The sequence below is a fragment of the Bosea vestrisii genome (assembly GCF_030144325.1).
GTDB lineage: Bacteria > Pseudomonadota > Alphaproteobacteria > Rhizobiales > Beijerinckiaceae > Allobosea > Allobosea vestrisii_A.
The window spans coordinates 5,652,735-5,675,314 of record NZ_CP126307.1 but is presented as its reverse complement, the minus strand read 5'-3'; the positions used below and the strand labels follow the sequence as shown (position 1 = coordinate 5,675,314).

Sequence of the window (22,580 nt, the reverse complement as noted above, 5' to 3'; positions counted from 1 at the left end):
CGCGAGCCCTGATGCTCCCAAGGCGACCAGAAAGGAACGACGATGCATCATGTGAGCCGGGTCTAAGAGGCGACACCCCAGCCGCGCCCCTTGCGGCAAGTTTCGCATGGTCCGCCACGGTGCGTCGAGAGCAGCTCGCGCGAGCATTCGTCCCTTCCAGAACCTCGCCCGGGCCCTGCCGCAGATTCACGAACCGCTCTGTCAGGAACTGATCACCCAATCAGCATCAGCGGCGAGAACCGTCTGCTGGAATCGTACGCGAAAGGTCTCTCCGAGCGCGTCGCCAGCGATGATTGCCGACGCCTCGTCGTCGGCGACGACGGCCCCGCCGTTCATGACGACGATGCGGTCGCAAAAGCGTGCGGCCAGGTCGAGGTCGTGCATGATCACGACCACCACCGCCTGAAGCGACAGAGTCCGCAAGCGGCGCACCAGGTCGAGGCGGTGGCGGATGTCGAGGCTGGCACCGGGCTCGTCGGCCAGAATGATGCTCGGGCCCGGAGCGACGGTCGCCGCGAGCATGGTGCGCGCCCGCTCGCCACCGGACATGACATTCCAGCGGCGCCCGGCAAGTTCGACAAGCCCGTGCTCGGCCAGAAGTTCAGCGACCGGCCGCGGGTTGGGAGAGCGGCTCGCGCCAAGTGTGACGATCTCCTCGACCGAATAGTTCCAGGCCGGCTCGAGCTGCTGCGGGAGATAGCCGCCCACCGCACCGCGCTCCGCCGCCCGCCAAACGGAGAGATCGCGGCCCTGCCAGAGCACCTGCCCGGCATCCGGACGGCGATAGCCGGCGAGCACGCGCAGCAACGTCGACTTGCCCGCCCCGTTCGGCCCGACAAGCCCGGTCAGCGTGCCGCTGGTGAACGAGAGAGAGATGTCGTCGAGCAGGCGTTTTCCGCCGGCTTCGACACGGATCGAGCGGCATGCGATCCCGGTCATGCCCTGAGCCTCCGCGCCAGCAGCAGCAGGAAGAAGGGCCCGCCGAACAGGGCGGTGATCAGCCCGAGCGGGATCTCTGCCGGCGGCAGCACGGAACGGGCGAGGCCATCGCAGGCGCAGACGATTGCAGCCCCGATCAGCGCGCTCGCCGGCAGCATGACGGCATGGCGCGGCCCAGCCCACCAGCGCGCCAGATGTGGTGCGATCAAGCCGACGAAGGCGACGAGCCCGCCATAGGCCACTGCGGCGGCGACGATGCCCGCGCCGACGAGCACCGCGATCCTGACGAAGCGCTGCGGATCAAGCCCGAAGGCGAAGGCCTGCTCCTCGCCGAGCCCGAGCAGATCGAGCCCGCGCGCCAGCCGCAGGGACAATGCGAGCGCAGCGACGACCAGCCCGGCGAGCAGCAGCAGGCCGGCCGTGTCCGGCGTCTGGATACCGCCTAGCGTCCAGCTCAACACGACCTGGAGATTCACCGTATCGTCGGAGAGGGCCAGCATCAGGAAAGAGCGCAGCGCGCCTAGCATCGCCGCGATGGCGACGCCGGCGAGCAACAGCCCGGCCGTGTCCGGTCGCCCGTGCAGGCCGGCGATGGCGAGCACCAACCAGGTCGCGCCCCAGGCGCCAAGGAAGGAGAGACCCGCAAGCGCCGGTCCGGCTGGCAGGCCGAGCGGGACGAGAAGCGCGACTGTCGCGCCGATCGCGGCGCCACCGGCGGAACCGAGTAGGTAAGGCTCGGCTAGCGGGTTGCGAAACACACCCTGGAAGATCGCGCCGCCCAGGCCGAGCAGCGCGCCGACCAGTGCCGCGGCTAGCACGCGCGGCAGCCGCCAGACCATCAGGAGCTGGCTTTGCAGCGAGGCATCGCCGGAGAGTGCCGAGACGAGGCGAGACGGCGAGGCCCAATCGTGGCCTGCCATCGCGCCGAAGGCGAGCGCGATCAGGACGACGACAGGAAGAAGCAGGGAACGCTTCATGGCGCAGCGGCACGACGCAGCAGCGCCGCCAGCTTCTCGATGCCGTTGACCGTGCGCGGCCCCGGGATCAGGAACTCGGCGCGCGCGACGAGATGGGTATTGCCCGTCCTGACGGCGCGCAACAGCCGCCAGCCGGGCTGGGCAATCAGTGCGTCGAGCTCGTCCTTGCGCCCGGCAAAGAGCAGGATGTCGGGATCGGCAGCGATCACCGCTTCCGGCGAAACCTGCGCGACGACGGTACGCTCCAGGGCATGGCGCCCACCGGCCTTGACCATGGCATCGCCGGTGTAGCTGTCGGCGCGCGCAACCAGCACCAACCCGTTGCCGAGGCGGCCGGTGATCATCACAACGCGCGGCCGCTTGGCAGGAGCAGCTGCGTCAACCGCGGCGAGCCTGGCTTCGAGCGCCTTTGCGACCGTCTCGCCGCGCTCGGGCTGTCCCGTCGCCCGGCCGACCACGCGCAGATTGGCCATGACCTCCGCCACGCTGCGGCTGAGCAGCACGATGACGGGTATGCCGAGGCGCGTCATCGGCTCGATCAGCAGGTGCATCGCCTGGCGCGACGGCGTGACGATCAGCAGCTCCGGCCGCTGTGCCACGATCGCATCGACCGAGAAGCCGAGCCTGCCGCCAACCTGCGGCCGGTCGAGCACTTCGGGCGGGTAGCGCGTATAGGCCTCGATCCCGACGACGCGATCGGCGAGACCGAGCGCTGCCACCAGCTCGGTGTTGGAAGCGAAGATCGGCACGATGCGCTCGGGCGTCCGTGCGATCTCCACCGCTCGCCCGAGCGCATCGGTCAGCCGGATCGGCTCGGCGACGACCGCCGTCACCGCAATGGCGAGCAGCGACAGAACCAGACCCTTTAGGAGCAGGCGCCTCATCCAGCTCAGAACCGCGCCTGCAGGCCCGCCTGGACCTCGAGCCCCGACATCGAGGTGCCGGTGCCGCCATTGGCGAAGCGGGAATCGAGCTTGTAGGGCTTCTTGTCGAGGCCGATGAAGATCGGGTGCTCGTTGACGTTGAACAGGTTGTTGACCAGCGCGAACAGCTTCACGCCCTTGGTGATCTCGACCTCGCCGCGCACGTTCCAGACCCAGAATGGGCTCTTGCGGTGGATGAACTCGCGGAAGGGCTCGGCCGAGGCAATGAGGTTCTCTTCGGTGTTGTACCACATCGGCCCGCGCAGGATGCCCTGGACCTGGATCGACCAGTCGTACTGCCCGCCGCTCTGGCCGAAGCGCGTGCCGATCGCCGCCTGGTATTTGTACATGCGCTCGGCATTGTTGCTGTTAGCGGTGACGGGCGCGCCCTTGTCCTTCATGTCGAAATTATAGGCGCCATTGGCGAAAACCGACCAGCGCCAGCGCGTATCCTCGAAGCGCGCAAGGCGCAGCAGGTCGCCATCGAGCTGCAATTCCAGACCGCGCACGATGATGTCGCCGCTGTTGTTGGCGTAGTCCGAGGTGTTGGCGACGCCGGGCCGCAGCCGGGTGATGATGCGATCCGAGATGACGTTCTGGAACAGCGCCGCGTCGACGCGCCAGCCGTCTCCGGCATAGGTGGCGCCCGCCTCGACCTGCCGGCTCGTTTCGGGCTTCAGCGACGGGTTGCCGAAGATGCGTCCGCCGCCCAGCGTGTTGAAGTCGGCGGCAAGCTCTGTTGCTGTCGGAGCGCGGAAACCGGTGGCGTAGCCGACACGGAAGGTGAGCTGGTCGGTCGCCTTGAAGGTCGCGCCGGTCGAATAGGTCGTCGCCTGGTAGTCGACGTCACGCGGCCGCTGACCAGGCAGGTTCGGGGTATATTCGAAGCTCGTGGTGCCGAAGGTCCGGCGGATGCCGCCGCGCAGGGTCAACCGGTCGTCCAGCAGCTTCTGCGAATCCTCGACATAGAAGGCGTTGACGGTCTCGGACTGGTTGTTGTCCTGAGGCGAGACCGGCGCCAGCGGATTGCCGGGCACACCGATGCGGTCGCGGATCGAGCGCAGCTTGCTGGTTTCCCAATCCCAGCCGGCGAGCAGGTCATTGCCCTGCCACAGCGTCGCGCTCGGCTGGAAGCGGGTGCCGAAGACGTTGAGTTCGCGGCGGTTGTAATCGGCCGCGGTACCCAGCGCCGGCAGTCCGGTGCCACCACGGATGACCGGCGAGGCCCAGCGGAAATTGTCGACGTCCTGCACGGCGTAGCCCTGCAGCATCCAGCGATACCGGCCGCCCGGGAGCTGGCCCTTATAGGTGACGTCGAAGGAGTTGTTGTACCGATCCTCCTGGCTGATCGTATTGGCACCGGAGCCGCGGAAGCCGACATCGTAGATGCCGTCGGTGCGTAAGCTCGTCTCGATGCGGTGATCCGGATTGATCTGGAGGCCGAGCGCGCCGGTCAGCCCGAAGCGCTGCCAGCCGGTATTGGCCATGGTCGTGCCGCCGCGGCCGGAATGGTAATCGTCGCGCTTGCCGCCGGAAACGCCAGCATACCAGTCGATGCTGTCATAGACGCCGCCGGTCTGGGCCTTGCCCTGCAGCAGGCCCCAGGACCCGCCGGCCGCCTCGATCATCGTGCCCGGCGCGGTCCGGCCGGTCTTCAGGATGATGTTGATGACGCCGCCGATGTTCTGGCTGCCATAGATCACCGAGGACGGTCCGCGGACGATCTCGATGCGCTCGACATCGGCTGCCGAGAGTTTCGAGAGATTGGCCGTGCCGGCGCGGCGGCCATTCATCAGCACCAGCACCTGACTGCGGAAATCCTTGCCCTGGCCGTCGGTGGAGCCGCCGCGGATGTTGATCGAGGTCTGACCAGGCGTCCATTCGCTAAAGAAGCCGACGGCATTCTCGGCCAGGAGATCGGTGATCGACTTGGCCGAGGAGTGCTCGATCTTGTCACGATCGATCACCTGCACGGTGCCCGGAATCTGGCTGCGCGGTTCGGGCCGGCCGGTGACGGTGACGACGAGCTCGTCGAGCTTGATCTCGGTCTGCGCGAGGGCGGGCGCCGCCAGAAGCAGAGCGGGAAGCGCCGTGGCGGCAAGCAAGAAACGGCGAGCGATCATGACAGGGTCCAGACGAGGATGGCCGAGCGGCGATGGCAGGAGAGGCGCCAGCCGGCCTCGGCCGGCACGGCTTGCTTCATGAGGTGGTCTAGGAGTTGAGGGCGGCGCGGATCGTCCGGCGTCCAGCCGAGCCGGTCGGCCTGGAAAGCGGCGAATTCCGGCAGGTCGCGGAGCACCAGCGAGAAGGTCCAGTCGATCGCACCCATGCGGTCGGGCTCATTGCCTTGGAGCTTCGGCAGGACGAGGTCGATACCGGGCGTCTCATCCTCGCCATGCCATTCGCGCGGCAGGCAGGCGGCGAGAATAAGGCCGCGTGGGGCGTTCTGCGCCGGCACGGCCCAGATGATCTGGCGGCGCGCCCATTGCCGGCAACGCGCGAGGAAGGCGAGCGGATCGTGGAAATAGCCCGGCATCGTCGCGGCCAGCACGGTGTCGGCGGGCTCGCAGGAAACGCGCTCGTCGTCCCAGCCGAATGGAATGATCTTCGGCCGCTCGGTTCGCGCAGCTAGCCGCGCCTGCATCACCGGTGCGGGTTCGATCGTAGTCCAGCGCCGGCCTCTGCCGAGCAGGGCTGCGCCGAGCTGCCCGCCCCCTGCCCCGACATCGACGAGATCGCCGATGTCCGCCGCCAGGTTGCGAATGAGCGGCGCCACGCGCGCCGCATAATCCGATGTGTCGATAGCGCTGGCGTAGAGTGCCAGCGGGTCGAGCGAGCTGGCGCGCGGCAGCGCGGCGGGAGGCGAAAGATCCGTCATGCCGCGCCTATGAATGATATGTTATATCATTACAAGATGACCTGCCTGACTTAGGCCTCTTGTCCGACGGCGCGGCCGGTTTTTCCACGCAGCTCATGCGGCGCGAAGTTACGTGCATTCTCACCGTCGTCCGCCCCTCGCTGTGCGGAGCAGGGCTACTCGGGAGCGCGACAGGTACGGCAGCAGAAGCGGCCAAGACGTGCCAGCGACCCGCCGGACACCCCGCCCGCGCGACATCAATACGCCGTCGGGGCAGGTCTCCTGGCTCGCGGATCAGCGTCTTCGACCGTCTTCCCAGCGCGAACGCCAGTGACATCGTGGTCGAAAACTCACCGCTTACAGTTGCGGGGGCAGCTCCGGATTGCGCGCGAGAGCCGGATCCGATCAGGTTGAATCAACCTGATCGGTGAATCCGTCTCTCACTTTGAGTTTAGAGACCGTTTTACCGATCGGCTTGCCATGCAAGCTGATCGGACGGGCTCTAGCGCGGCACCGGATTCCCTCTTAGCTTCGGATCGCTCCGAAGACCTCGACGCCGGTCAACCTATATGGCGAGATTGTGGCGTCAACCTGCGATCCGGGTTGCGCCACGCAGGCTGTGGATGGCGGCGATGATCGCCTTCAGAACTCCCGCGTGCAAGAACTGCTTCTTGCCGGTCGGCTCATAGGCGAGATCCTCCACCGGCCGCCGAGGAGGTGACCCGCGATGATCCGGTCGACCGCACGCTCGTCGACGCCACCATAATACGTGCCCTCCGGCCAGATCTGCACGACCGGCGCCAGATTGCACTGGCCGAGGCAGCTCGTCTTGGCACTCATGCAGCCCTCGCCGGAGGTGCGCAGCGACGGGCGATCCTGCTCGTTGCGGAAATGCCCCCAGATCACCTCTGCGCCGGCGACATTGCAGGGCCTGCCCATGCAGACGAGGACGCGTCGCTTCTGGGCCGGCACCAGTGAGCCTTTGGGCGCCGACTTTGCCGATGACTACTCGAAGCTGGCGCGCGTGCCTGACTCAGCGAATTCCGCCGATTGCGTTCGTCGGCAAAATGGACATCACGGGCCGCCGCTGGGACAGGCCGGAACACAGGCTTCTCGCAGAACCTGGATTGCCGGATCGATGAGATCGAGACTGCCCTCGCTTTCCGCTTGCCCTGGCCGTTCCGCTAGCTCTTGCGTCCAGCCAGTAACGAGAACGCCAGCAACGCTGCGCCGGGCAGCAAGGGCACGAGGAAATAGACCGCGCGGAAGATGATGAGGCCGGCGATCACGCCGACGCCAGGCAGTACCAGCACCACCACGGCTTCGATGACACCTAGTCCGCCAGGAACGTGGGCGATAAGCGACGCGATGTTGGCCAGCACATAGCTTGCGGCGACATCGGGATAGGAGACCTCCCCAAGGCTGGCCAACGCCTGATGCAGGCATGCGGCGACCAGGGCAAAGTTCAAGGGCCCGACGACGAACTGCGCGGCGGCCAGCCGCGGGCGCGGCAATTCGACGTCCCAGGAGCCGATCCGCCACTGGCCGCGAACGCAGATGCAGAGGGTAAAATACGCCGCCAGCGCAAGGACCAGACCGGCCGCCAATCCGAATACGGCACTGCCTGGCAAGCCAGTCAGCTTCATAGCGAGTTCCGGCCGCAGCAGGAGCGCCAGCGCTGCGAGCGAGCCGAGGCCAATGCCGACGGTCGCGCCGCAGAACAGGATCACCTTGGCGACATCTCCGGCGGTGAGGCCGCATCGCGCATAGAAATGATAGCGGATCGCGCCGCTGCTCAGCGCCGCCAGGCCGATATTGTGGCCAAGCGACAGGCTGGTGAACGAGGCCAGCGCCGCCTGCCGATAAAGGAGCGGCTTGCCGGCGTATCGCAATGCGAGAAAGTCAAACAAGGTCAGGCAAGCATAACTGCACAGGGCAAAGCCCAGCGCCGCCGCGACCCGGATCGGATTTGCCGAGCGCAGCAAGCCACTGAGCTGCTCATAGCTATGACCGCGCAAGGTCCGGTACAGCAGGTAGGCCGCAAGCGTGATGGCTGCCAGCGCCAGGGTGGCCCGGAGAATAGCCGGCCATCGTCGACGAGAGGGCTGGTCCTCGCCAAAGGCGGCTTCACGCTCCATCGACAGCAGCAAGGCTGCCCTTGCCCTCCTCGACGGGGACGTGCAGGCGAACGACGAGCGGCAGGTGGTCCGACGCAAGGCTGGCAAGCGGCGAGCGCACGACAGCGGCGCTTGCAACGTCGATATCGCCCGAAGCGAAGATGTGGTCGATGCGCAGCAGCGGCCGACGGGACGGGAAGGTCGGCGCAGCCCTACCCTGTGCCCCGGCGATATGGGCATCGCGCATGCGTGCCGCGAAGCTGCGATAGACCCGGCCGCCCGGCAACGAGTTCAGGTCTCCTGCCACGACAAAGGGCGCGGGACATTGGCCGATCCATCCGGTGCCTAGCAAGGCCGCCGCCTGGTCCCGTCGTTCCCGACGGCCGAGCCCGAAATGGGTATTGATCACCTGCAGGCGGGCGCCGTCGATGACCGCCTCGACCCAGATGGCGCCGCGTGGCTCCGAAGGCCAGAGATTGCGTGGGCTGGGCAGGAAGCCGAACTTGACCAGGCGAGACCGGCCTCGCGTCAAAATCGCGTCGCCGTATTGCTCCTCTTCGATCCGCAGCGCCGGGTGGAAATGGCTCGAGAAGCCGAGCCTGTCGGCAATGACGCCTGCCTGATCGACACCCCCGCTGCGCAACCTGCCGACATCGATCTCCTGCAGAGCGACGATGTCGGCGTTCGACTCAGCGATCACATCAGCAATACGCTCCGGCGACAGGCAGCGATCCGTCCCGAGACAGCGGCGGACATTGTAGGTCGCAAGGGTGATCGAAACCGCGGCGGGAGGCTGCGCAGATGAGGTCATCTGCAATAAATGCCGGAGCAGGGCCGAAGTTCATCGGCGCCGCCTCGACGATCTGCGCAAATCAGCTTCAGGCTGCGTCGCCTGCGCGGCTTGCAAGCAGCTCGACATAGCGGCGGCGGGTTTCGGCCGTGTTGGGCAGTTCACGCGCTTCGAGCCATTCAAGGAACGGCTTTGGGCGAATGGTCACAAGCTGCAGTGCCTTACCTCTGCTCAGCCACACATTCATGACCGCGACCGCCGTCTGATGCCAGATCTCGTACTCCGGCGGCATCTCGTCCTTGTCGTGTGCCAGGCCCCAGAGCTCGGCGAAGTCCTCCGGTTCGTACCAAGGCAACGCGATCGTATAGTGCTCGACTGTAGGCTTCATGACGCGCCCCCATCTCGCGTGCGACGGGCGGTGGCGCTGGATGCCCGTCTCAGCAAAATGACACACGTTCGAATTAAAGCTGTCAAGCGCGAGCGGAACCACCCCAATGGCTCACCCCGCCCTATGCCGCCCTCTTCGCTGGCTTGCGCTTCTGCACCTCGGGAGCGTTCCGCCCGACACTCGCGCGAAGCGCCTCCATCAGGTCGACGACCTTGGGCGCCTTCGCCTTCTTCGCGAGCTTCACCGGCTTGCCGGCGAGCTTTGCTTTGACCAGCTCGGCGACGGCCGCCTCGTAGCGGTCGTCGAACGTCGATGGATCGAATTCGCCTTTCTTGGTCTCGATGATGTGCTTGGCGAGTTCGAGCATCTCCTTCTGGATCTTCAGCTTGGAGATGCCCTCGAACGCCTCGGTCGCGGAACGGACTTCGTAGTCGAAGTTGAGGGTGTGGGCGACGAGCCCGCGCCCATGGGCACGGATCATCAACGCGCGATAGCGCCGGAACAGCACGGCATGCGCGAGCGCGCCGACCTTGCTTGCGCGCAGGGCGTCGCGGATCACCGCGAAGGCGTCGTCCGCGATCTTGCCGGAGGGAACGAGATAATACGGCTTGTCAAAGAAGACCGTGTCGATCTCGCCGCAGGGCACGAACGCAGAGACGGCCAGGGTCTTGTTGCTCTCCGGAACCGCCTTCACGATCTCGTCGGGTTCTATCTCGACATAGCGGTTCTCGCCGATCTCGAAGCCCTTGACCTGGTCATCGCGCTCGACGGGCTCTTCTGTCTCGGGGTCGATGAACTCACGGCGCACGCGGTTGCCGGTATCGCGGTTGATCGTGTGGAAGGAGATCCGCTCCGAGGTGCTGGCCCCGGTATAGAGGGCGACCGGGCAGCTGATCTCCCCGAACTTCAGATAGCCCTTCCAGTTCGCACGCGCCGCAACCATGACACTTACTCCCAACGCAACATCGGCGATTCAATGCGGCGCCGGGCGGCAAGTTCCGGGCCTTGGGAACTGAATCGCCCAAGCCGCATTGAATCGGCAGTTTTGTTGCCGGAGTTGCGTCGTCATGCCCGCCAGAACCTATTGGAAGGGCTACCTCAAGCTCTCGCTGGTGACCTGCCCGGTCGCGATGAGCCCGGCGACCACCGAGGGCGAGAAAGTCCGCTTCCACACACTGAACCGGGAAACCGGAAACCGTGTCGTCAGCCGCTATATCGACGCCGAGAGCGGCAAGCCGGTTGATCCGGATGACCAGGCGAAAGGCTACGAGGCGGAAGCCGGCCGGCTCGTCGTGATCGAGGACGAGGAGCTCGAGGCGGTCAAGCTCGACACCGTCCGCACGATCGACATCGACGCTTTCGTCCCGCGCGATACCATCCCCTGGATCTATCTCGACAGCCCGCATTACCTGGTGCCGGACGATGAGGTCGGGGAGGAGGCGTTCTCCGTCATCCGCGATGCGATGACGGCGACGAAGATGGTGGGGATCTCGCGCGTCGTGCTTTATCGACGCGAGCGCGCGGTCATGCTGGAGCCCCGCGACAAGGGCATCGTGTTGTGGACGCTGCGCTATGGCGACGAGGTTCGCGACGAGAAGGCCTATTTCACCGAGATCGACAAGGACAAGCCGGAGCCCGGGCTGCTCGACCTGGCGCAGAAGTTCATCAAGGCGAAGACGAAGGATTGGTCGCCGGAGATGGTGAAGGATCCGGTGCAGGAACACCTGCTCAAGCTCATCGCTTCGAAGAAACGTCGCAAGGGCGTGCGAATCTCGGCGAGCAAGGACGCCAAGGAGCGGCCCGGCAATGTCGTGAATCTGTTCGACGCGCTGAAAAAGAGCCTGCAGGCGGACAAGTCGCTGCGCTGATGGCCCACCGAATCCGGGGAGGCTCGCCTGTCCCTTGTGAGTCGTCCTCGATCCGAACGTGCCGCCGAACGTCCTTCAACTCGCGCTCGCCGGCCAGGCTGACATTTCGCTCGACCTCGTTTATGAGAACACAATAAGAACGCGCTTGTCGAGCGAGCCAACACTGACGCCATCTTCCGACATTGCGTGGGAACGCCGCCCCGTGCTGCGCTCAGGTGGTAGCAGATCGAATCAATCATGAACGCGCACGTCTATCTCGACAGCCTCAACGCGGCGCAGCGCCGCGCCGTATCCTTCGGCGACGGCGCCCTGCCCGCGCCGCCGCTGCTGATCATCGCAGGTGCCGGATCGGGCAAGACCAACACATTGGCGCACCGCGTCGCTCATCTCCTGGTCGGCGGTGCAGATCCGCGGCGGATCCTGCTGATGACTTTCTCGCGCCGCGCTGCCTCGGAGATGATGCGCCGCGTCGAGCGCATCGCCCGGAAGGTGATGGGCGATGGCGCCGGCGTCGCGGTGGATGCACTGAATTGGGCCGGCACCTTCCACGGCGTCGGCGCGCGGTTGCTGCGGGACCTCGCCGAGCAGATCGGCCTCGACCCCTCCTTCACGATCCATGATCGCGAGGATGCCGCCGATCTGATGAACCTCGTCCGGCATGAGCTCGGCTTCTCGAAGACCGAAGCCCGTTTTCCGACCAAGGGCACCTGCCTTGCGATCTATTCGCGCTGCGTGAACGCCGAGCAGCCGATCGAGAATGTGCTGAAGCTGTCCTATCCCTGGTGCATCGCCTGGGCGGCCGAGCTGAAGCAGCTCTTCGCAGCCTATGTTGAGGCCAAGCAGCAGCAGAACGTGCTCGATTACGATGATTTGCTGCTCTACTGGGCGCAGGCGATGATGGATCCCGATCTGGCAGCCGACGTCGGAGCGCGCTTCGATCACGTCATGGTCGACGAGTATCAGGACACCAACCGGCTGCAATCCTCTGTGCTGCTCGCCCTCAAGCCGGATGGCCGGGGACTGACCGTCGTCGGCGACGATGCGCAATCGATCTATTCCTTCCGCGCTGCGACCGTCCGCAACATTCTCGACTTTCCACTCGCCTTCTCGCCGCCGGCCGAAATCATCACGCTGGACCAGAACTATCGCTCGACCCAGGCGATCCTTTCCGCCGCCAATGCGGTGATCGACCTCGCCAGCGAGCGCTTCACCAAGAACCTCTGGACCGATCGCGCGGCGGGAACGGCGCCGGAACTGGTCAACGTCCGGGACGAGGCCGACCAGGCCCGCTTCATTGCGGAGAAAGTGCTGGAGAACCGCGAGGCCGGCGCGACGCTGAAACAGCAAGCGGTGCTCTTCCGCGCCTCGCATCACAGCGGGCCGCTCGAGATCGAACTGACCCGCCGAAATATCCCCTTCATCAAGTTCGGCGGGCTGAAATTCCTCGACGCCGCGCATGTCAAGGATCTGCTGGCGCTGCTGCGCTTCGTCGAGAACCCGCGCGACCGGGTCTCCGCGTTCCGGGTCATGCAGCTCCTGCCCGGCGTCGGCCCGACCTCGGCGCAACGCGTCATCGAGCATCTGGCGCAGGCGCCGGATACAGCCGGTGCCCTCCGGGCCGCGCCTGCGCCCGCCAGGGCGGGTTCGGACTGGCTTCAATTCATCGAGACGATCGAGGAATTGCGGTCCGGCCGCTCCGGCTGGCCCTCGGAGATCGAGCGGGCACGGCTCTGGTACGCGCCGCATCTGGAGCGCATCCACGAGGACGCGACGATGCGGCAGGCCGATCTCGTCCAGCTCGAGCAGATCGCCGGCGGCTATCCCTCACGCGAGCGCTTCCTGACCGAGCTGACGCTCGATCCGCCGGACGCCACCAGCGACCAGGCCGGCGTGCCGCATCTCGACGAGGACTATCTGATCCTGTCGACGATCCATTCCGCCAAGGGCCAGGAGTGGAAATCGGTCTTCGTCATGAACGTCGTCGACGGTTGCATCCCGATCGATCTCGGCGCTGGTGCGAAGGACGAGATCGAGGAAGAGCGACGGCTGCTCTATGTCGCCATGACCAGGGCCAGGGACGACCTGCACCTGATGGTGCCGCAGCGCTTCTTCACCCATGGCCAGTCATCGACCGGCGACCGTCATGTCTACGCCGCCCGCACCCGCTTCATCCCGACCAACCTGCTGCAGCATTTCGGGCGTCGCGCATGGCCGCTGGCAGCCCCTTCGGATCAGCGAGCCCCTTCCAGCGGACCCAGGGTCGATGTGCGGGCGAAGATGCGCGGGATGTGGCGATAGGGCAGCGTGATTACACCCTTGGCGGAGTGTCGGGAGAACTGACGAGAGTTTTTGTCGGTTCCAGGCGCTTGAAGAAGTAAGGGGTTCTGCGAACTAACGCTGGCCCCGCTTCAGCTCGACACCTTGCGCAGTATGGCCCAGGCCGGAGCATGATCGCTTGCAGCCTCCCGGCCGCGCTCGTCGCGGTCGACACCCGCATCGACGAGGCCGTCCGCGAGGTCCGCGCTCAACAGGATATGGTCAAGGCGCAAACCGGCGTTCCTTGGCCAGCGGTATCGCTTGTAATCCCAGAACGTATAGACGCGCTCGTCGGGATGGATAGCACGGATGGCGTCCGTCCAGCCTTGATCCAGCAGCCGCGCAAAGGCGGCCCGGCTCTCCGGCTGGATCAGCGCATCGTCGTCCCAGGAGCTGGTCGGGTAGATGTCGGCTTCGGTTGGAGCAACGTTGTAATCGCCGGCAAGCACGACAGGCACTCCGGCGCTTTTGAGCGAGGCTGCATGACGGATCAGCCGCTCAAACCAGGCCAGTTTGTAGTCGAATCGGGGGCCTGGCTGCGGATTGCCGTTCGGCAGATAGAGGCAGCCAATCACCACGCCGCGAACCGCGGCTTCGATGTAGCGTGCCTGCTTGTCATCGACATCGCCGGGCAACTCGCTGCGGATCAACACTGGATCCGAGCCTTTCGCGAGGATGGCGACGCCGTTCCAGGTCTTCTGCCCCTGCCAGACAACGCCATAGCCAGCGCCGCGAATCTCCGCTTCGGGGAATTCTCGATCCGTGCATTTGAGTTCCTGCAGGCAGACGATGTCCGGTCCGGCGTGATCGAGCCAGGCGAGCAGGTTTGCGAGGCGTCTCCGGACGTTATTGATGTTGTAAGTTGCGATGGCCAATCGCTCCTGGCGGCGCCGAGCTCGACGAGCATTCATGGCGCCGAAACCGCAAGGGGCTACCGCGAGTTCCACAGGACATGACGGGGAAACGGATATCTGCGCCACAAGCGGGGCCAGCCCGGTCCGCGGAGGGCTCTGGCGAGATCGCAGTCAGCGCTACGGAGGCCGGTCCGGGTGCGCTCGTGTCGTTTCCCTTCGATGCCGCAACGGTCGAACGTTTCAAGGCGGAATTTCCGCGGGCCCGCTGGCGCGAGGACCAGACGGCATGGTCCGTGCCGGGCAAGACGGCGCAGAAGCGCGTCGCGCGTTGGCTGGAACGGGAACTGGCGGCGTTGAAGAATTTCGAGGATGAGCGCGGCCGCGACGCCTTCAGTTTCGAGCCAATCGACAGTCCTTATCTTTCGGTTGCCGACGGGCTGGTGGTGAGAACGCCATACTCGCAGTCAGTGATCGACGAGCTCCGTGCAGTTCCTTTCGCTCGCTGGGATCGAGAACGGCGCGCCTGGATTGTCCCGTTCCGCTCCTACGATGCGCTGCGCGCCCGCTGGCCTCGGATCGAAGCAGCTGCGGCTCGGGCCGAGCCGACCGAACGTGCCGGGCGCCGCAGCCAGCCCCTATCCGAGGAGCAGGCGAGAACACTCGAGCAGGCACGCGAGCGTCGGCGGCGGCGCTATCCGATTTCCATGGGCGACGTGCCGCCGGAATGGCCGGTGATGACGGCGATCGGGCCGATCGTCGTGACTGGCAGCCACGGCGAACTCGTCGACAGGGCGCAGTTCGTTGGGCTCTATCCACACCTCGCCGCAGAGGAGACTTATCTCTGGGTCAGCTGGCGGTCTCCTACGCTCGAAGAGCTGGTTCGTAGCTGGCCGGCGCGCCGTCCCGCGACCAGCGACGAGCGGCAGCGGGGTTGGTGGCAACCCACACTGGAGGAGTTGCGCCCAGCCCGCCGCAAAGCCCGCTCGATCGAGCGGGCGGCTGCGACCCGCAAAAGCGCACGCGGCTAAACCGTCCTGACCTCGGCGCCGAACGGAAGAGCAGAGAACTCGCGGCATCGCGTCGGAACGAAGCTCGCCATCAGATGTTGACGACGGTCATCGACCTGAGGCGGGCGTCCGACAATGTTTGAAGGTTTCACTCTCGACTTCGTCCGGCTCAGCGACGCCACCCTGCGCGTGCGCCATGGTGGCGAGGGGCCGCCTTTGCTGCTGCTCCACGGCCACCCAAGGACGCATGCGACCTGGCACCGCGTCGCGCCTTTGTTGGCAACGGAATTCCATGTCGTCTGTCCGGACCTGCGAGGGTTCGGCCAATCCTCGCAGCCGCCAGACCTGCCCGACCACTCTGGATCATCGAAGCGCGCCAAGGCTCTCGACTGCCTGGAGTTGATGGCGCGGCTGGGATTCGAGCGCTTTTACCTCGCGGGCCACGACCGCGGCTCATACACCGCTTTTCGGCTGGCGATGGATCATCCCGCCTCGGTTGAACGGCTGGCTGTCATGGACGGGGTCCCGATCCTGGAAGCACTTGAGCGCTGCACCGAAAAGTTCGCGAGGCGCTGGTGGCACTGGTTCTTCTTTTGCCAGCCGGACAAGCCTGAGCGGGCAATCCTGGCCGATCCGTTGAAGTGGTATGACGCCGACCCGACGATGATGGGGCCTGAAAATTACGCCGACTTCCTCACGGCGATCCAAACTCCGGACGTAGTCCATGGCATGATCGAGGACTACCGCGCCGGCCCGGCGATCGACCGTTTCCACGATGAGGCTGACCGCGAACAAGGGCGCAGCTTGCGATGCCCGCTGCTATGCCTTTGGTCGGAACGCGATGATCTGCCTGACCTCTATGGCGATGTCCTGGATGTCTGGCGCCCCTGGGCGCCGGATCGGCGAGGCCACGCGATCGCGAGCGGCCACCATATGGCGGAGGAGGCGCCCGAAGAAGTCGCCCAGGCGCTTCGACAGTTTTTTGTCGGCTGGTAAAACGTGAACTGTGGGTGGAGAACCCATCGCCTCCTGCCGCGTTGTCTCAGCGCTTTAGGAGGATGCGATGAGCCGTCACCCTGCAGAACTCGTAAGCGTCGCCCTTCCCATCAGCCACCGCGCTCCTCCCAGCGGCAAGGCTTTACGGGAACGGCTCCTGCTTCGATTAAGCGATGATGCGATGGTCGAAGCGCTCGCTCGGCTGTCTGGGCGAAGCGTTCCATCCGTCGCCTGGCTGCTGAAACAGGACATGATCGTCCCGGGCGGACTGCTTCGCGCAGCAGTGCTGCTGGAAGCGGACAAACCGAATTCGTGACCAGGTGCGGCTGCGGCTTGCTGCACGCTCGGCAGGTGCCAGGCCCGGAGCAGGAGAAGCTGGGACGCAGCGGCCACAAGGCCCGGGCACCGAATGCGGGCGTCCGCGCGACCACCAGTAAGGCCACGAGCGGCGCAGCGACGTTCATCAGCACGAGATGGCGGGTCATCTGCAGGGACAGCTTGCCCAGATCGCTCAGCGCACCAGGAGACCTGCGGCGCACACCACCGCCACACTTACGCGATCAAGCCGGACTATGGCTCGGCTCGCATACCGCCTCTCTCGGCCTTGCCTTCGTCACCCGCCCGCCGGCTATCGCGTCATCTTCGTCCGGTTCGAAGGCGGCAAGCCGACAGGGCGGACGGAAACGCTTATGGGCGGCCTTCTCAATGGAGCCGGCGAAGCGCGCGGGCGGCCTGTTGGCGTGCTTCCGGATTCTCGTGGTGGGCTTCTGGTTGCCGACGATGTGGGCAACGTGATCTGGCGTATGGTTCGCGGTTGATCGGCCCGGTCGCTGGGGCCCTTTTCACCGCTCTAGTCCACGAAGCGCACGGGCACGCCCGGCTTCACCATGGCGGCGAGATGCTCGGCGTCCCAGTTCGTCAGCCGGACGCAGCCATGCGAGGAGTTCTTGCCCACCCGCGAGGGGTCGGGCGTGCCATGGATGCCGAAGGTCGGTTTCGAGAGCGCGATCCAGACCGTGCCGACCGGGTTGTTGGGGCCTGCTGGCAGGACGAGCTTCCTGGTATTGTTGCCCTGCTGGAAATTCTTGTCGGGATCGTAGTGGTAGGTCGGGTTTTTGACGACCCGTTCGATCCGGAATTCACCCTCCGGCGATGGCGTCTCGCCTGAGCCGATCGTGGCGGGATAGCTCGCGAGGATACGATCCCCCTCACCATAGACGACAACCATGCCCGTGCCCTTGACGGCCTCGACGCGTTGGGCGCTGCCCGGCGGGTCGACGCGCGTCGCGGCGATAACCGAGATCGTTCCGCCCGCCTTGCGAAGGCTCGTGCGACGATTGAGGGCGACGAGCAGCTGCTCGCTCATGTGAAAGCGCTCGGCGAGCATCTCGCGTGCGCTCGTATAGGCCAGTCGCTTCATGGCGGCCTGCCTAGCGTAATCGCGCGGAATCCGCTTCGCGAAGTGGTGGGCGCTGTCCTTGGCGGAAATCTCGTACTCGACCACGATATCGCCCGCTGCATCGGATCCCAGCGCCTGCCAGGTTCTTGCGTCCATTGCGTCGGCCTCTCCCAGCATCTCCTGCCGGCGGAACTGGGCGATCGCCTTGCGGTAGTTTTCCCCATCGAGGCCATCGATCAGGCCGGGCGAAATCCCGCGCCGGCTGAGAAGGACCTGGGCCTTGAGGATGGAGGGGTCCGGCCTGGTGGTCTTCTTGCGGAGATCGCGCCCCATCGCCGCCTTGTTCACCTCATCCGCGGTGAGCGCCGAGGCCGGCTCTCCTCCGCCGATCAGGGAGAACGCCGCGAACTGCGCCAGAAGGAGCGCGAACAGCGGACTGAATTTCATCGGCCACCAGTGAGTTACGCTGCGATATCCCTAATACCGCGGACTGCGCCGCTTGTTCCCGTTCAGGAGAGGCGGAGCGATGGCGGCCTATCGACCCCGATCGTGTGGCCGCGCCGCGAGTGACGCCCGCAGCCTGCATCCTGCTTGGCAGCGAACCGACGGGTGCCGTCCGCCGGGCACGCAAAAAGATCCAGCGGGGAGGAGCACCGTTACGATGATCGTCGATACCGCTCGTGTTACAAATTGTTTCAATGAGGAACCGCCTGCGCCTCCTCTCGTTCCCGTCTACCGGCAGCCAGCGGGAGCCAGAGCGTTGCCCGACACGGCCAAGACGGCGATCGCCCGAGCGCGACGATGATGTGCGGGATCACGGACGCGAGTTCCTTCCCGCGCCACCAGCGGTAGTGCTTGACCGCGCCGGCGCGCCAGCCGCCCAGAGGATTGTCGGATCGCGCAATGGAACTCCCGGCAGCAGGAGAGGTTGGCCTCAAATCAGGAGGCGGGGCAATGACGATGAGACAGAACGAGTCAGCCGGAACCGGCCAGGAGCTGGCGCTCAAGATGGCCAAGCAGTTTCCCGGACATGACTGGGTGGCCGAGTTGGCCGCGCATTCCGGCAAGAGCCGCGACTTCGTGGAATGGCACCTTCAGCAGGAGATGCCGCCACCGGCGGAGATCGCCTCGGCCGCCGTCGCCATGCTCGCCGCAGCATCTCGACCGGACGAGCGCGAACCGGATCGCAGCGGAGCGCTGCTCACGGAGGACGATCTGCCCTTCTCCGGCTTGCCCGGCAATCTGGGGAAGCTGCATCGAGACTGACGGCGGCGGATGGCGCGTAGCACTGTTCGGGCCGCGAAACCGCTGCCGGCCCGCTGGCAACTATAAGATTTCTCTTTAAATCAACCACTTGGGGAAGTGGCTGGGGGACTAGGATTCGAACCTAGACAACCAGAGTCAGAGTCTGGGGTCCTACCGTTAGACGATCCCCCAACGGGCGCGTTTGGTGCGACGCGTCGGATGGGCGCGGTCTAAACAACCTCACGCGCGGTTGCAAGCCTTCTGTGACGATTTCGACATGCTAGGCGGTCACAGCGCCTTGCATGTCCGCCCGAAACGAGCGCCGACGCCATGCGGCAGTGGCATTCACGCGCAAGAACGCTTCAACCGGAGCTGAGCGTGCGCCTGACCGCGTCGCGCCAGCCCGCGACATGGTTGCGGCGCGTTTCCTCGGCGAGGCTCGGCGAGAAGCGCCGTTCCAGCCGCCAGCGATCGGCGAACTGGGCCGGCTCCGGCAGCAGGCCGGCATCGAGGCCGGCGAGATAGGCGGCGCCGAGCGCCGTCGTCTCAAGCACCTGCGGCCGGTCGACCGGGGCAGCGAGGATGTCGGCGAGGCGCTGCATCGTCCAGTCGGAGGCGACCATGCCGCCATCGACACGGAGCACGGTCTGCGCGCCATCGGCTTCCGGCCAGTCGGAACGCATCGCCTCGAGCAAATCGAGCGTCTGGAAGCAGACCGAATCGAGCGCCGCGCGGGCAAATTCCCGCGGGCCGGTGTTACGCGTCAGTCCGAACATGGCGCCGCGGGCATTGGCGTCCCAATGCGGCGCGCCGAGGCCGGTGAAGGCCGGCACCAGATAGACCTGCTGGCCGGGATCGGCATTGGCCGCGAGCGGGCCGCTATCCGAGGCCTTCTCGATGATGCCGAGGCCATCCCGCAACCATTGCACCGCGGCGCCGGCGATGAAGATCGAGCCCTCCAGCGCGTAATGGCGCACGCCGTTCAGCTGGTAGGCGATGGTCGAGAGCAGACGGTTCTGCGAGACGACGGCCTTGGTGCCGGTGTTGAGCAAAGCGAAGCAGCCGGTGCCATAGGTCGACTTCAGCATGCCGGGCTCAAAGCAGGCCTGGCCGACGGTCGCAGCCTGTTGGTCGCCGGCGATGCCTCGGATCGCGATCGCTCCCCCGAGCAAGCCGGGCTCGCTATCGCCGAAATGTGCGGCGCAGTCGCGCACCTCAGGGAGCATCGCGGCGGGAATGTCGAGTAGCGCCAGCAATTCCTCATCCCACTGCCCCTTGTGAATGTCGAACAGCATGGTGCGCGAGGCGTTGGTCGCGTCGGTGGCGTGGACGCGCCCACCGGTCAGGCGCCAGAGCAGGAAGCAGTCGACCGTGCCGAAGGCGAGCTCGCCGCGCCGGGCACGCTCGCGAGCGCCGGGCACCTGGTCGAGGATCCAGGCGATCTTGGTGCCGGAGAAATAGGGGTCGATACGCAGGCCAGTGCGCTCAGCGACGAGCTTGCCGTGGCCCTGCGCCTCCAACGCGGCGCAGCGCTCGGCGGTGCGCCGGTCCTGCCAGACGATGGCCCGGTGAATCGCCTGGCCGGTCCTGCGATCCCAGACCAAGGTCGTCTCGCGCTGGTTGGTGATGCCGATCGCCGCGACCTCTCCTGCCCGTGCCTCAGCCCGTGCCAACGCCTGCCGGCAGACCGCGAGCGTGCTCTCCCAGAGATCCTCGGCCTCGTGCTCGACCCAGCCCGAGGAAGGATAATGCTGCGGAAACTCCTGCTGGGCGCTGGCGACCGGTTGCAGATTCTCGTCGAACAGGATGGCGCGGGAGGAAGTCGTGCCCTGGTCGATCGCCAGGATCATGCGCCGCGCCGCCATGCCGTTTCTCCCGATCTATCGCTGCCTGGCTCGCAATGCCGGCTCGCATCGAGCTTTGCCGCGAAGGCCCGATACAGGCAAGCGCGAGAGCCCCGCCGCAGTTTCGCCACAGGTTCTGCTTGGCAGGCGGCGTGTGCTGTTGTTACGCTGCTCACGAATGGAAACGTTCCAGCCCTGTGCTGGACTCCCGGCAGCCGCCGAAGCGGCATGGCCGGCGAAGGGTTAGCGAGTGACGGTCGAAGACCGCCAGGATTCCGACCGCCCCCTCGTGGCGGCGGTCCCCCTACCGGGCGAGCGGCCCGCGCCGCCGGACGCCGTTCGGTTTGCTCCGGAGCCGTACCAGCGCCCTCATCCCACGACTTATGCCGCGCTCGATCTCGGCACCAATAACTGCCGCCTCCTAATCGCGCGGCCGGCCCAGCACGGCTTCCGGGTCGTCGATGCCTTCTCGCGAATCGTGCGGCTCGGCGAAGGGCTGGGCGCCAGCGGGCGGCTCTGCGACGACGCCATGGACCGCGCCGTCGAGGCTCTTAAGATCTGCAAGAGCAAGATGGAGCATCGCGGCGTGACGCGGGCACGCCTGATCACCACCGAAGCCTGCCGGGCGGCGACCAACGGGCTCGACTTCGTCCGGCGTGTCGGCGAGGAGGCACGGCTTGCGCTCGAGATCGTCGACCAGAGGACGGAAGCCTCGCTCGCCGTCACCGGGTGCGCTGCCCTGGCGGCGCCTGAAGCCGGCGCGGTCATCGTCTTCGACATCGGCGGCGGCTCGACCGAAATCGTCTGGCTCGGCGGGCGCGAGGCTGGGCGCGATCCGGCCTCGCGCATCCGCGAATGGGCCTCGCTGCCGATCGGCGTCGTCTCGGTGGCGGAACGCTATGGCGGGATCGAGGTCGGGCGCGAAAAGTTCGAGCGCATGGTCACCGATTGCGGCGAAGCGCTGGCGCCCTTCGCAAAGAAGGCGGCAGCGGCACGCGACGCACCCAATTTCCATCTGCTCGGCACCTCCGGCACGGTGACGACCGTCGCCGGCATCCATTTGCGCCTGCCGCGCTATGACCGGCGCCAGGTCGACGGTTTGTGGATGCGCCAGGAGGATATCCTCAGCGTCATCGACGAACTCGTCGCGATGGACTATGCCGAGCGCCAGGCCAATGCTTGCATCGGCCGCGAGCGGGCCGATCTGGTACTCGCCGGCTGCGCCATCTTCGAGGCGATCCGGCGGGCCTTCCCGAGCCCGAAGGTGCGCATCGCCGATCGCGGCCTGCGCGAGGGCATTCTGCTCAGGATGATGCACGAGGATCGCGCCTGGTGGCGCAGGCGGCAATGACAACGACAAAATCCGGCGGCGGCGCACGCGACCTGCGCATCAAGGTCAAGAAGCCGGCCAAGCGCAGCCATTCCTCGCAGCTCTGGCTCGAGCGCCAGCTCAACGACCCCTACGTGAAACGCGCACGCGAGATGGGCTATCGCTCGCGCGCCGCCTTCAAGCTCGCCGAGATGGACGAGCGCTACAAATTCCTGAAACCGGGCCAGAAGCTGCTCGATCTCGGCTGCGCGCCCGGCGGCTGGTGTCAGGTTGCGGCGGCGAAGGTCGGCCTCGACAATGGCAAGGGCCGGATTGTCGGGATCGACCTCCTGCCGGTCGATCCGATCCCGCATGTCGAGCTGATCGAGCTCGACTTCATGGCGGAGGAAGCCCCTGCCCTGCTGACCGAGAAGCTCGGCGGCAAGGCCGATGGGGTGATGTCGGACATGGCAGGCAACACCACCGGCCACAAGAAGACCGACCATCTCAGGATCATCGGCCTCGCCGAGGCGGCGCTCGAATTCGCCAATGACGTGCTGGCGCCGGGCGGCTTCTTCCTGGCCAAGCTGTTCCAGGGCGGCGACACGGCCGGGCTGCTGGCGGAGCTGAAGCGCGACTTCACCCAGGTCCGCAACATCAAACCTGGGGCAAGTCGGGCCGATTCCTCCGAGCTCTATGTGCTGGCCACGGGCTTTCGCCGCAAGGCAGAGCCGGCCGCGGAAGACTGACG

21 protein-coding genes, 1 tRNA gene and 1 riboswitch are annotated in these 22,580 nt (G+C 66.0%); of the genes, 8 read left to right on the top strand and 14 right to left on the bottom strand.

Translation table 11 applies throughout. The annotated features are described in order from the left end of the window. Positions 1-201 precede the first annotated feature (201 nt). The 10 genes from QO058_RS28045 to ku (QO058_RS28000) all read right to left on the bottom strand — a co-directional run bounded on the left by QO058_RS28045 (position 202) and on the right by ku (QO058_RS28000) (position 9,934). Positions 202-939: an ABC transporter ATP-binding protein gene (locus QO058_RS28045; protein ID WP_284169495.1), complete on the bottom strand. Its 738-nt coding sequence runs from the start codon at positions 937-939 to the stop codon at positions 202-204. Then, the gene (locus tag QO058_RS28040) at positions 936-1,916 is read right to left on the bottom strand and encodes a FecCD family ABC transporter permease (RefSeq protein ID WP_284169494.1); all 981 of its coding nucleotides are present in this window, start codon (positions 1,914-1,916) and stop codon (positions 936-938) included. The genes QO058_RS28045 and QO058_RS28040 overlap by 4 nt, the downstream gene beginning before the upstream one ends. Further along, complete coding sequence (locus tag QO058_RS28035) at positions 1,913-2,800, bottom strand: ABC transporter substrate-binding protein (RefSeq protein WP_284169493.1); 888 nt, start codon at positions 2,798-2,800, stop codon at positions 1,913-1,915. The genes QO058_RS28040 and QO058_RS28035 overlap by 4 nt, the downstream gene beginning before the upstream one ends. 5 nt (positions 2,801-2,805) lie before the next feature. Further along, positions 2,806-4,962 (bottom strand): TonB-dependent receptor, encoded by a 2,157-nt coding sequence (locus QO058_RS28030; protein ID WP_284169492.1) that lies wholly within the window; start codon positions 4,960-4,962, stop codon positions 2,806-2,808. Beyond that, on the bottom strand, positions 4,959-5,717 hold the full coding sequence (locus tag QO058_RS28025) for a hypothetical protein (protein WP_284169491.1): 759 nt from the start codon (positions 5,715-5,717) through the stop codon (positions 4,959-4,961). The genes QO058_RS28030 and QO058_RS28025 overlap by 4 nt, the downstream gene beginning before the upstream one ends. A gap of 234 nt (positions 5,718-5,951) precedes the next feature. Next, positions 5,952-6,264, bottom strand: a riboswitch (cobalamin riboswitch). 74 nt (positions 6,265-6,338) lie between these two features. After that, positions 6,339-6,668 carry a (2Fe-2S) ferredoxin domain-containing protein gene (locus QO058_RS28020; protein ID WP_284169490.1) on the bottom strand — a complete coding sequence of 110 codons (330 nt, stop codon included), beginning with the start codon at positions 6,666-6,668 and terminating at the stop codon, positions 6,339-6,341. 212 nt (positions 6,669-6,880) lie between these two features. Further along, positions 6,881-7,846, bottom strand: a complete 966-nt coding sequence (locus QO058_RS28015) for a lysylphosphatidylglycerol synthase domain-containing protein (RefSeq protein WP_284169489.1) — start codon at positions 7,844-7,846, stop codon at positions 6,881-6,883. After that, entirely contained in the window at positions 7,824-8,624 is an 801-nt protein-coding gene (locus tag QO058_RS28010; RefSeq protein ID WP_284169488.1) for an endonuclease/exonuclease/phosphatase family protein, read from the bottom strand. The genes QO058_RS28015 and QO058_RS28010 overlap by 23 nt, the downstream gene beginning before the upstream one ends. A gap of 67 nt (positions 8,625-8,691) precedes the next feature. After that, positions 8,692-8,991, bottom strand: coding sequence for a hypothetical protein (locus tag QO058_RS28005; RefSeq protein ID WP_284169487.1), 300 nt, complete (start codon positions 8,989-8,991; stop codon positions 8,692-8,694). A 121-nt stretch (positions 8,992-9,112) separates the two neighbouring features. Then, positions 9,113-9,934: a non-homologous end joining protein Ku gene (gene ku / locus QO058_RS28000; protein WP_284169486.1), complete on the bottom strand. Its 822-nt coding sequence runs from the start codon at positions 9,932-9,934 to the stop codon at positions 9,113-9,115. Positions 9,935-10,058: 124 nt separating this feature from the next. Here ku (QO058_RS28000) and ku (QO058_RS27995) point away from each other — a divergent pair, with 124 nt between their 5' ends. Next, the gene (gene ku, locus QO058_RS27995) at positions 10,059-10,859 is read left to right on the top strand and encodes a non-homologous end joining protein Ku (protein ID WP_284169485.1); all 801 of its coding nucleotides are present in this window, start codon (positions 10,059-10,061) and stop codon (positions 10,857-10,859) included. A gap of 237 nt (positions 10,860-11,096) precedes the next feature. Beyond that, on the top strand, positions 11,097-13,157 hold the full coding sequence (locus tag QO058_RS27990) for an ATP-dependent helicase (RefSeq protein ID WP_284169484.1): 2,061 nt from the start codon (positions 11,097-11,099) through the stop codon (positions 13,155-13,157). Between the two features lie 110 nt (positions 13,158-13,267). Here QO058_RS27990 and xth read toward each other — a convergent pair whose 3' ends face one another. Next, the gene (gene xth, locus QO058_RS27985) at positions 13,268-14,050 is read right to left on the bottom strand and encodes an exodeoxyribonuclease III (protein WP_284169483.1); all 783 of its coding nucleotides are present in this window, start codon (positions 14,048-14,050) and stop codon (positions 13,268-13,270) included. A 77-nt stretch (positions 14,051-14,127) separates the two neighbouring features. On the opposite strand from xth, the gene QO058_RS27980 reads away from it, so the two are divergent. The 3 genes from QO058_RS27980 to QO058_RS27970 all read left to right on the top strand — a co-directional run bounded on the left by QO058_RS27980 (position 14,128) and on the right by QO058_RS27970 (position 16,348). Further along, positions 14,128-15,057 carry a hypothetical protein gene (locus QO058_RS27980; protein WP_432211992.1) on the top strand — a complete coding sequence of 310 codons (930 nt, stop codon included), beginning with the start codon at positions 14,128-14,130 and terminating at the stop codon, positions 15,055-15,057. 114 nt (positions 15,058-15,171) lie between these two features. Next, on the top strand, positions 15,172-16,032 hold the full coding sequence (locus QO058_RS27975; RefSeq protein ID WP_284169481.1) for an alpha/beta fold hydrolase: 861 nt from the start codon (positions 15,172-15,174) through the stop codon (positions 16,030-16,032). Positions 16,033-16,099: 67 nt separating this feature from the next. Then, positions 16,100-16,348: a hypothetical protein gene (locus tag QO058_RS27970; RefSeq protein WP_284169480.1), complete on the top strand. Its 249-nt coding sequence runs from the start codon at positions 16,100-16,102 to the stop codon at positions 16,346-16,348. 534 nt (positions 16,349-16,882) lie between these two features. Here the strand turns inward: QO058_RS27970 and QO058_RS27960 are convergent. Then, a complete protein-coding gene (locus QO058_RS27960) occupies positions 16,883-17,878 on the bottom strand; it encodes a L,D-transpeptidase family protein (protein ID WP_284169479.1) in 996 nt (331 codons plus the stop codon). A 507-nt stretch (positions 17,879-18,385) separates the two neighbouring features. On the opposite strand from QO058_RS27960, the gene QO058_RS27955 reads away from it, so the two are divergent. Further along, a complete protein-coding gene (locus tag QO058_RS27955; RefSeq protein ID WP_284169478.1) occupies positions 18,386-18,697 on the top strand; it encodes a hypothetical protein in 312 nt (103 codons plus the stop codon). Positions 18,698-18,794: 97 nt separating this feature from the next. Here the strand turns inward: QO058_RS27955 and QO058_RS27950 are convergent. Beyond that, positions 18,795-18,868 (bottom strand) — tRNA-Gln (locus tag QO058_RS27950). 170 nt (positions 18,869-19,038) lie between these two features. Continuing rightward, a complete protein-coding gene (glpK, locus tag QO058_RS27945; protein WP_284169477.1) occupies positions 19,039-20,541 on the bottom strand; it encodes a glycerol kinase GlpK in 1,503 nt (500 codons plus the stop codon). A 229-nt stretch (positions 20,542-20,770) separates the two neighbouring features. Between glpK and QO058_RS27940 the strand changes: the two genes are divergently transcribed. Together QO058_RS27940 and QO058_RS27935 are read left to right on the top strand one after the other, a co-directional pair. Next, positions 20,771-21,871 carry a Ppx/GppA phosphatase family protein gene (locus tag QO058_RS27940; RefSeq protein WP_284169476.1) on the top strand — a complete coding sequence of 367 codons (1,101 nt, stop codon included), beginning with the start codon at positions 20,771-20,773 and terminating at the stop codon, positions 21,869-21,871. Further along, positions 21,868-22,578, top strand: coding sequence for an RlmE family RNA methyltransferase (locus tag QO058_RS27935; protein ID WP_284169475.1), 711 nt, complete (start codon positions 21,868-21,870; stop codon positions 22,576-22,578). The genes QO058_RS27940 and QO058_RS27935 overlap by 4 nt, the downstream gene beginning before the upstream one ends. The last annotated feature ends 2 nt before the right edge of the window (positions 22,579-22,580 follow it).

What these genes read in the sequence shown, in the direction of transcription:
- QO058_RS28045 (WP_284169495.1), bottom strand. Translation starts at nt 939, where the DNA reads ATGACCGGGATCGCATGCCGCTCGATCCGTGTCGAAGCCGGCGGAAAA.
- QO058_RS28040 (WP_284169494.1), bottom strand. Translation starts at nt 1,916, where the DNA reads ATGAAGCGTTCCCTGCTTCTTCCTGTCGTCGTCCTGATCGCGCTCGCC.
- QO058_RS28035 (WP_284169493.1), bottom strand. Translation starts at nt 2,800, where the DNA reads ATGAGGCGCCTGCTCCTAAAGGGTCTGGTTCTGTCGCTGCTCGCCATT.
- QO058_RS28030 (WP_284169492.1), bottom strand. Translation starts at nt 4,962, where the DNA reads ATGATCGCTCGCCGTTTCTTGCTTGCCGCCACGGCGCTTCCCGCTCTG.
- QO058_RS28025 (WP_284169491.1), bottom strand. Translation starts at nt 5,717, where the DNA reads ATGACGGATCTTTCGCCTCCCGCCGCGCTGCCGCGCGCCAGCTCGCTC.
- QO058_RS28010 (WP_284169488.1), bottom strand. Translation starts at nt 8,624, where the DNA reads ATGACCTCATCTGCGCAGCCTCCCGCCGCGGTTTCGATCACCCTTGCG.
- QO058_RS28005 (WP_284169487.1), bottom strand. Translation starts at nt 8,991, where the DNA reads ATGAAGCCTACAGTCGAGCACTATACGATCGCGTTGCCTTGGTACGAA.
- ku (WP_284169486.1), bottom strand. Translation starts at nt 9,934, where the DNA reads ATGGTTGCGGCGCGTGCGAACTGGAAGGGCTATCTGAAGTTCGGGGAG.
- ku (WP_284169485.1), top strand. Translation starts at nt 10,059, where the DNA reads ATGCCCGCCAGAACCTATTGGAAGGGCTACCTCAAGCTCTCGCTGGTG.
- QO058_RS27990 (WP_284169484.1), top strand. Translation starts at nt 11,097, where the DNA reads ATGAACGCGCACGTCTATCTCGACAGCCTCAACGCGGCGCAGCGCCGC.
- QO058_RS27980 (WP_432211992.1), top strand. Translation starts at nt 14,128, where the DNA reads ATGACGGGGAAACGGATATCTGCGCCACAAGCGGGGCCAGCCCGGTCC.
- QO058_RS27975 (WP_284169481.1), top strand. Translation starts at nt 15,172, where the DNA reads ATGTTTGAAGGTTTCACTCTCGACTTCGTCCGGCTCAGCGACGCCACC.
- QO058_RS27970 (WP_284169480.1), top strand. Translation starts at nt 16,100, where the DNA reads ATGAGCCGTCACCCTGCAGAACTCGTAAGCGTCGCCCTTCCCATCAGC.
- QO058_RS27960 (WP_284169479.1), bottom strand. Translation starts at nt 17,878, where the DNA reads ATGAAATTCAGTCCGCTGTTCGCGCTCCTTCTGGCGCAGTTCGCGGCG.
- QO058_RS27955 (WP_284169478.1), top strand. Translation starts at nt 18,386, where the DNA reads ATGACGATGAGACAGAACGAGTCAGCCGGAACCGGCCAGGAGCTGGCG.
- glpK (WP_284169477.1), bottom strand. Translation starts at nt 20,541, where the DNA reads ATGGCGGCGCGGCGCATGATCCTGGCGATCGACCAGGGCACGACTTCC.
- QO058_RS27935 (WP_284169475.1), top strand. Translation starts at nt 21,868, where the DNA reads ATGACAACGACAAAATCCGGCGGCGGCGCACGCGACCTGCGCATCAAG.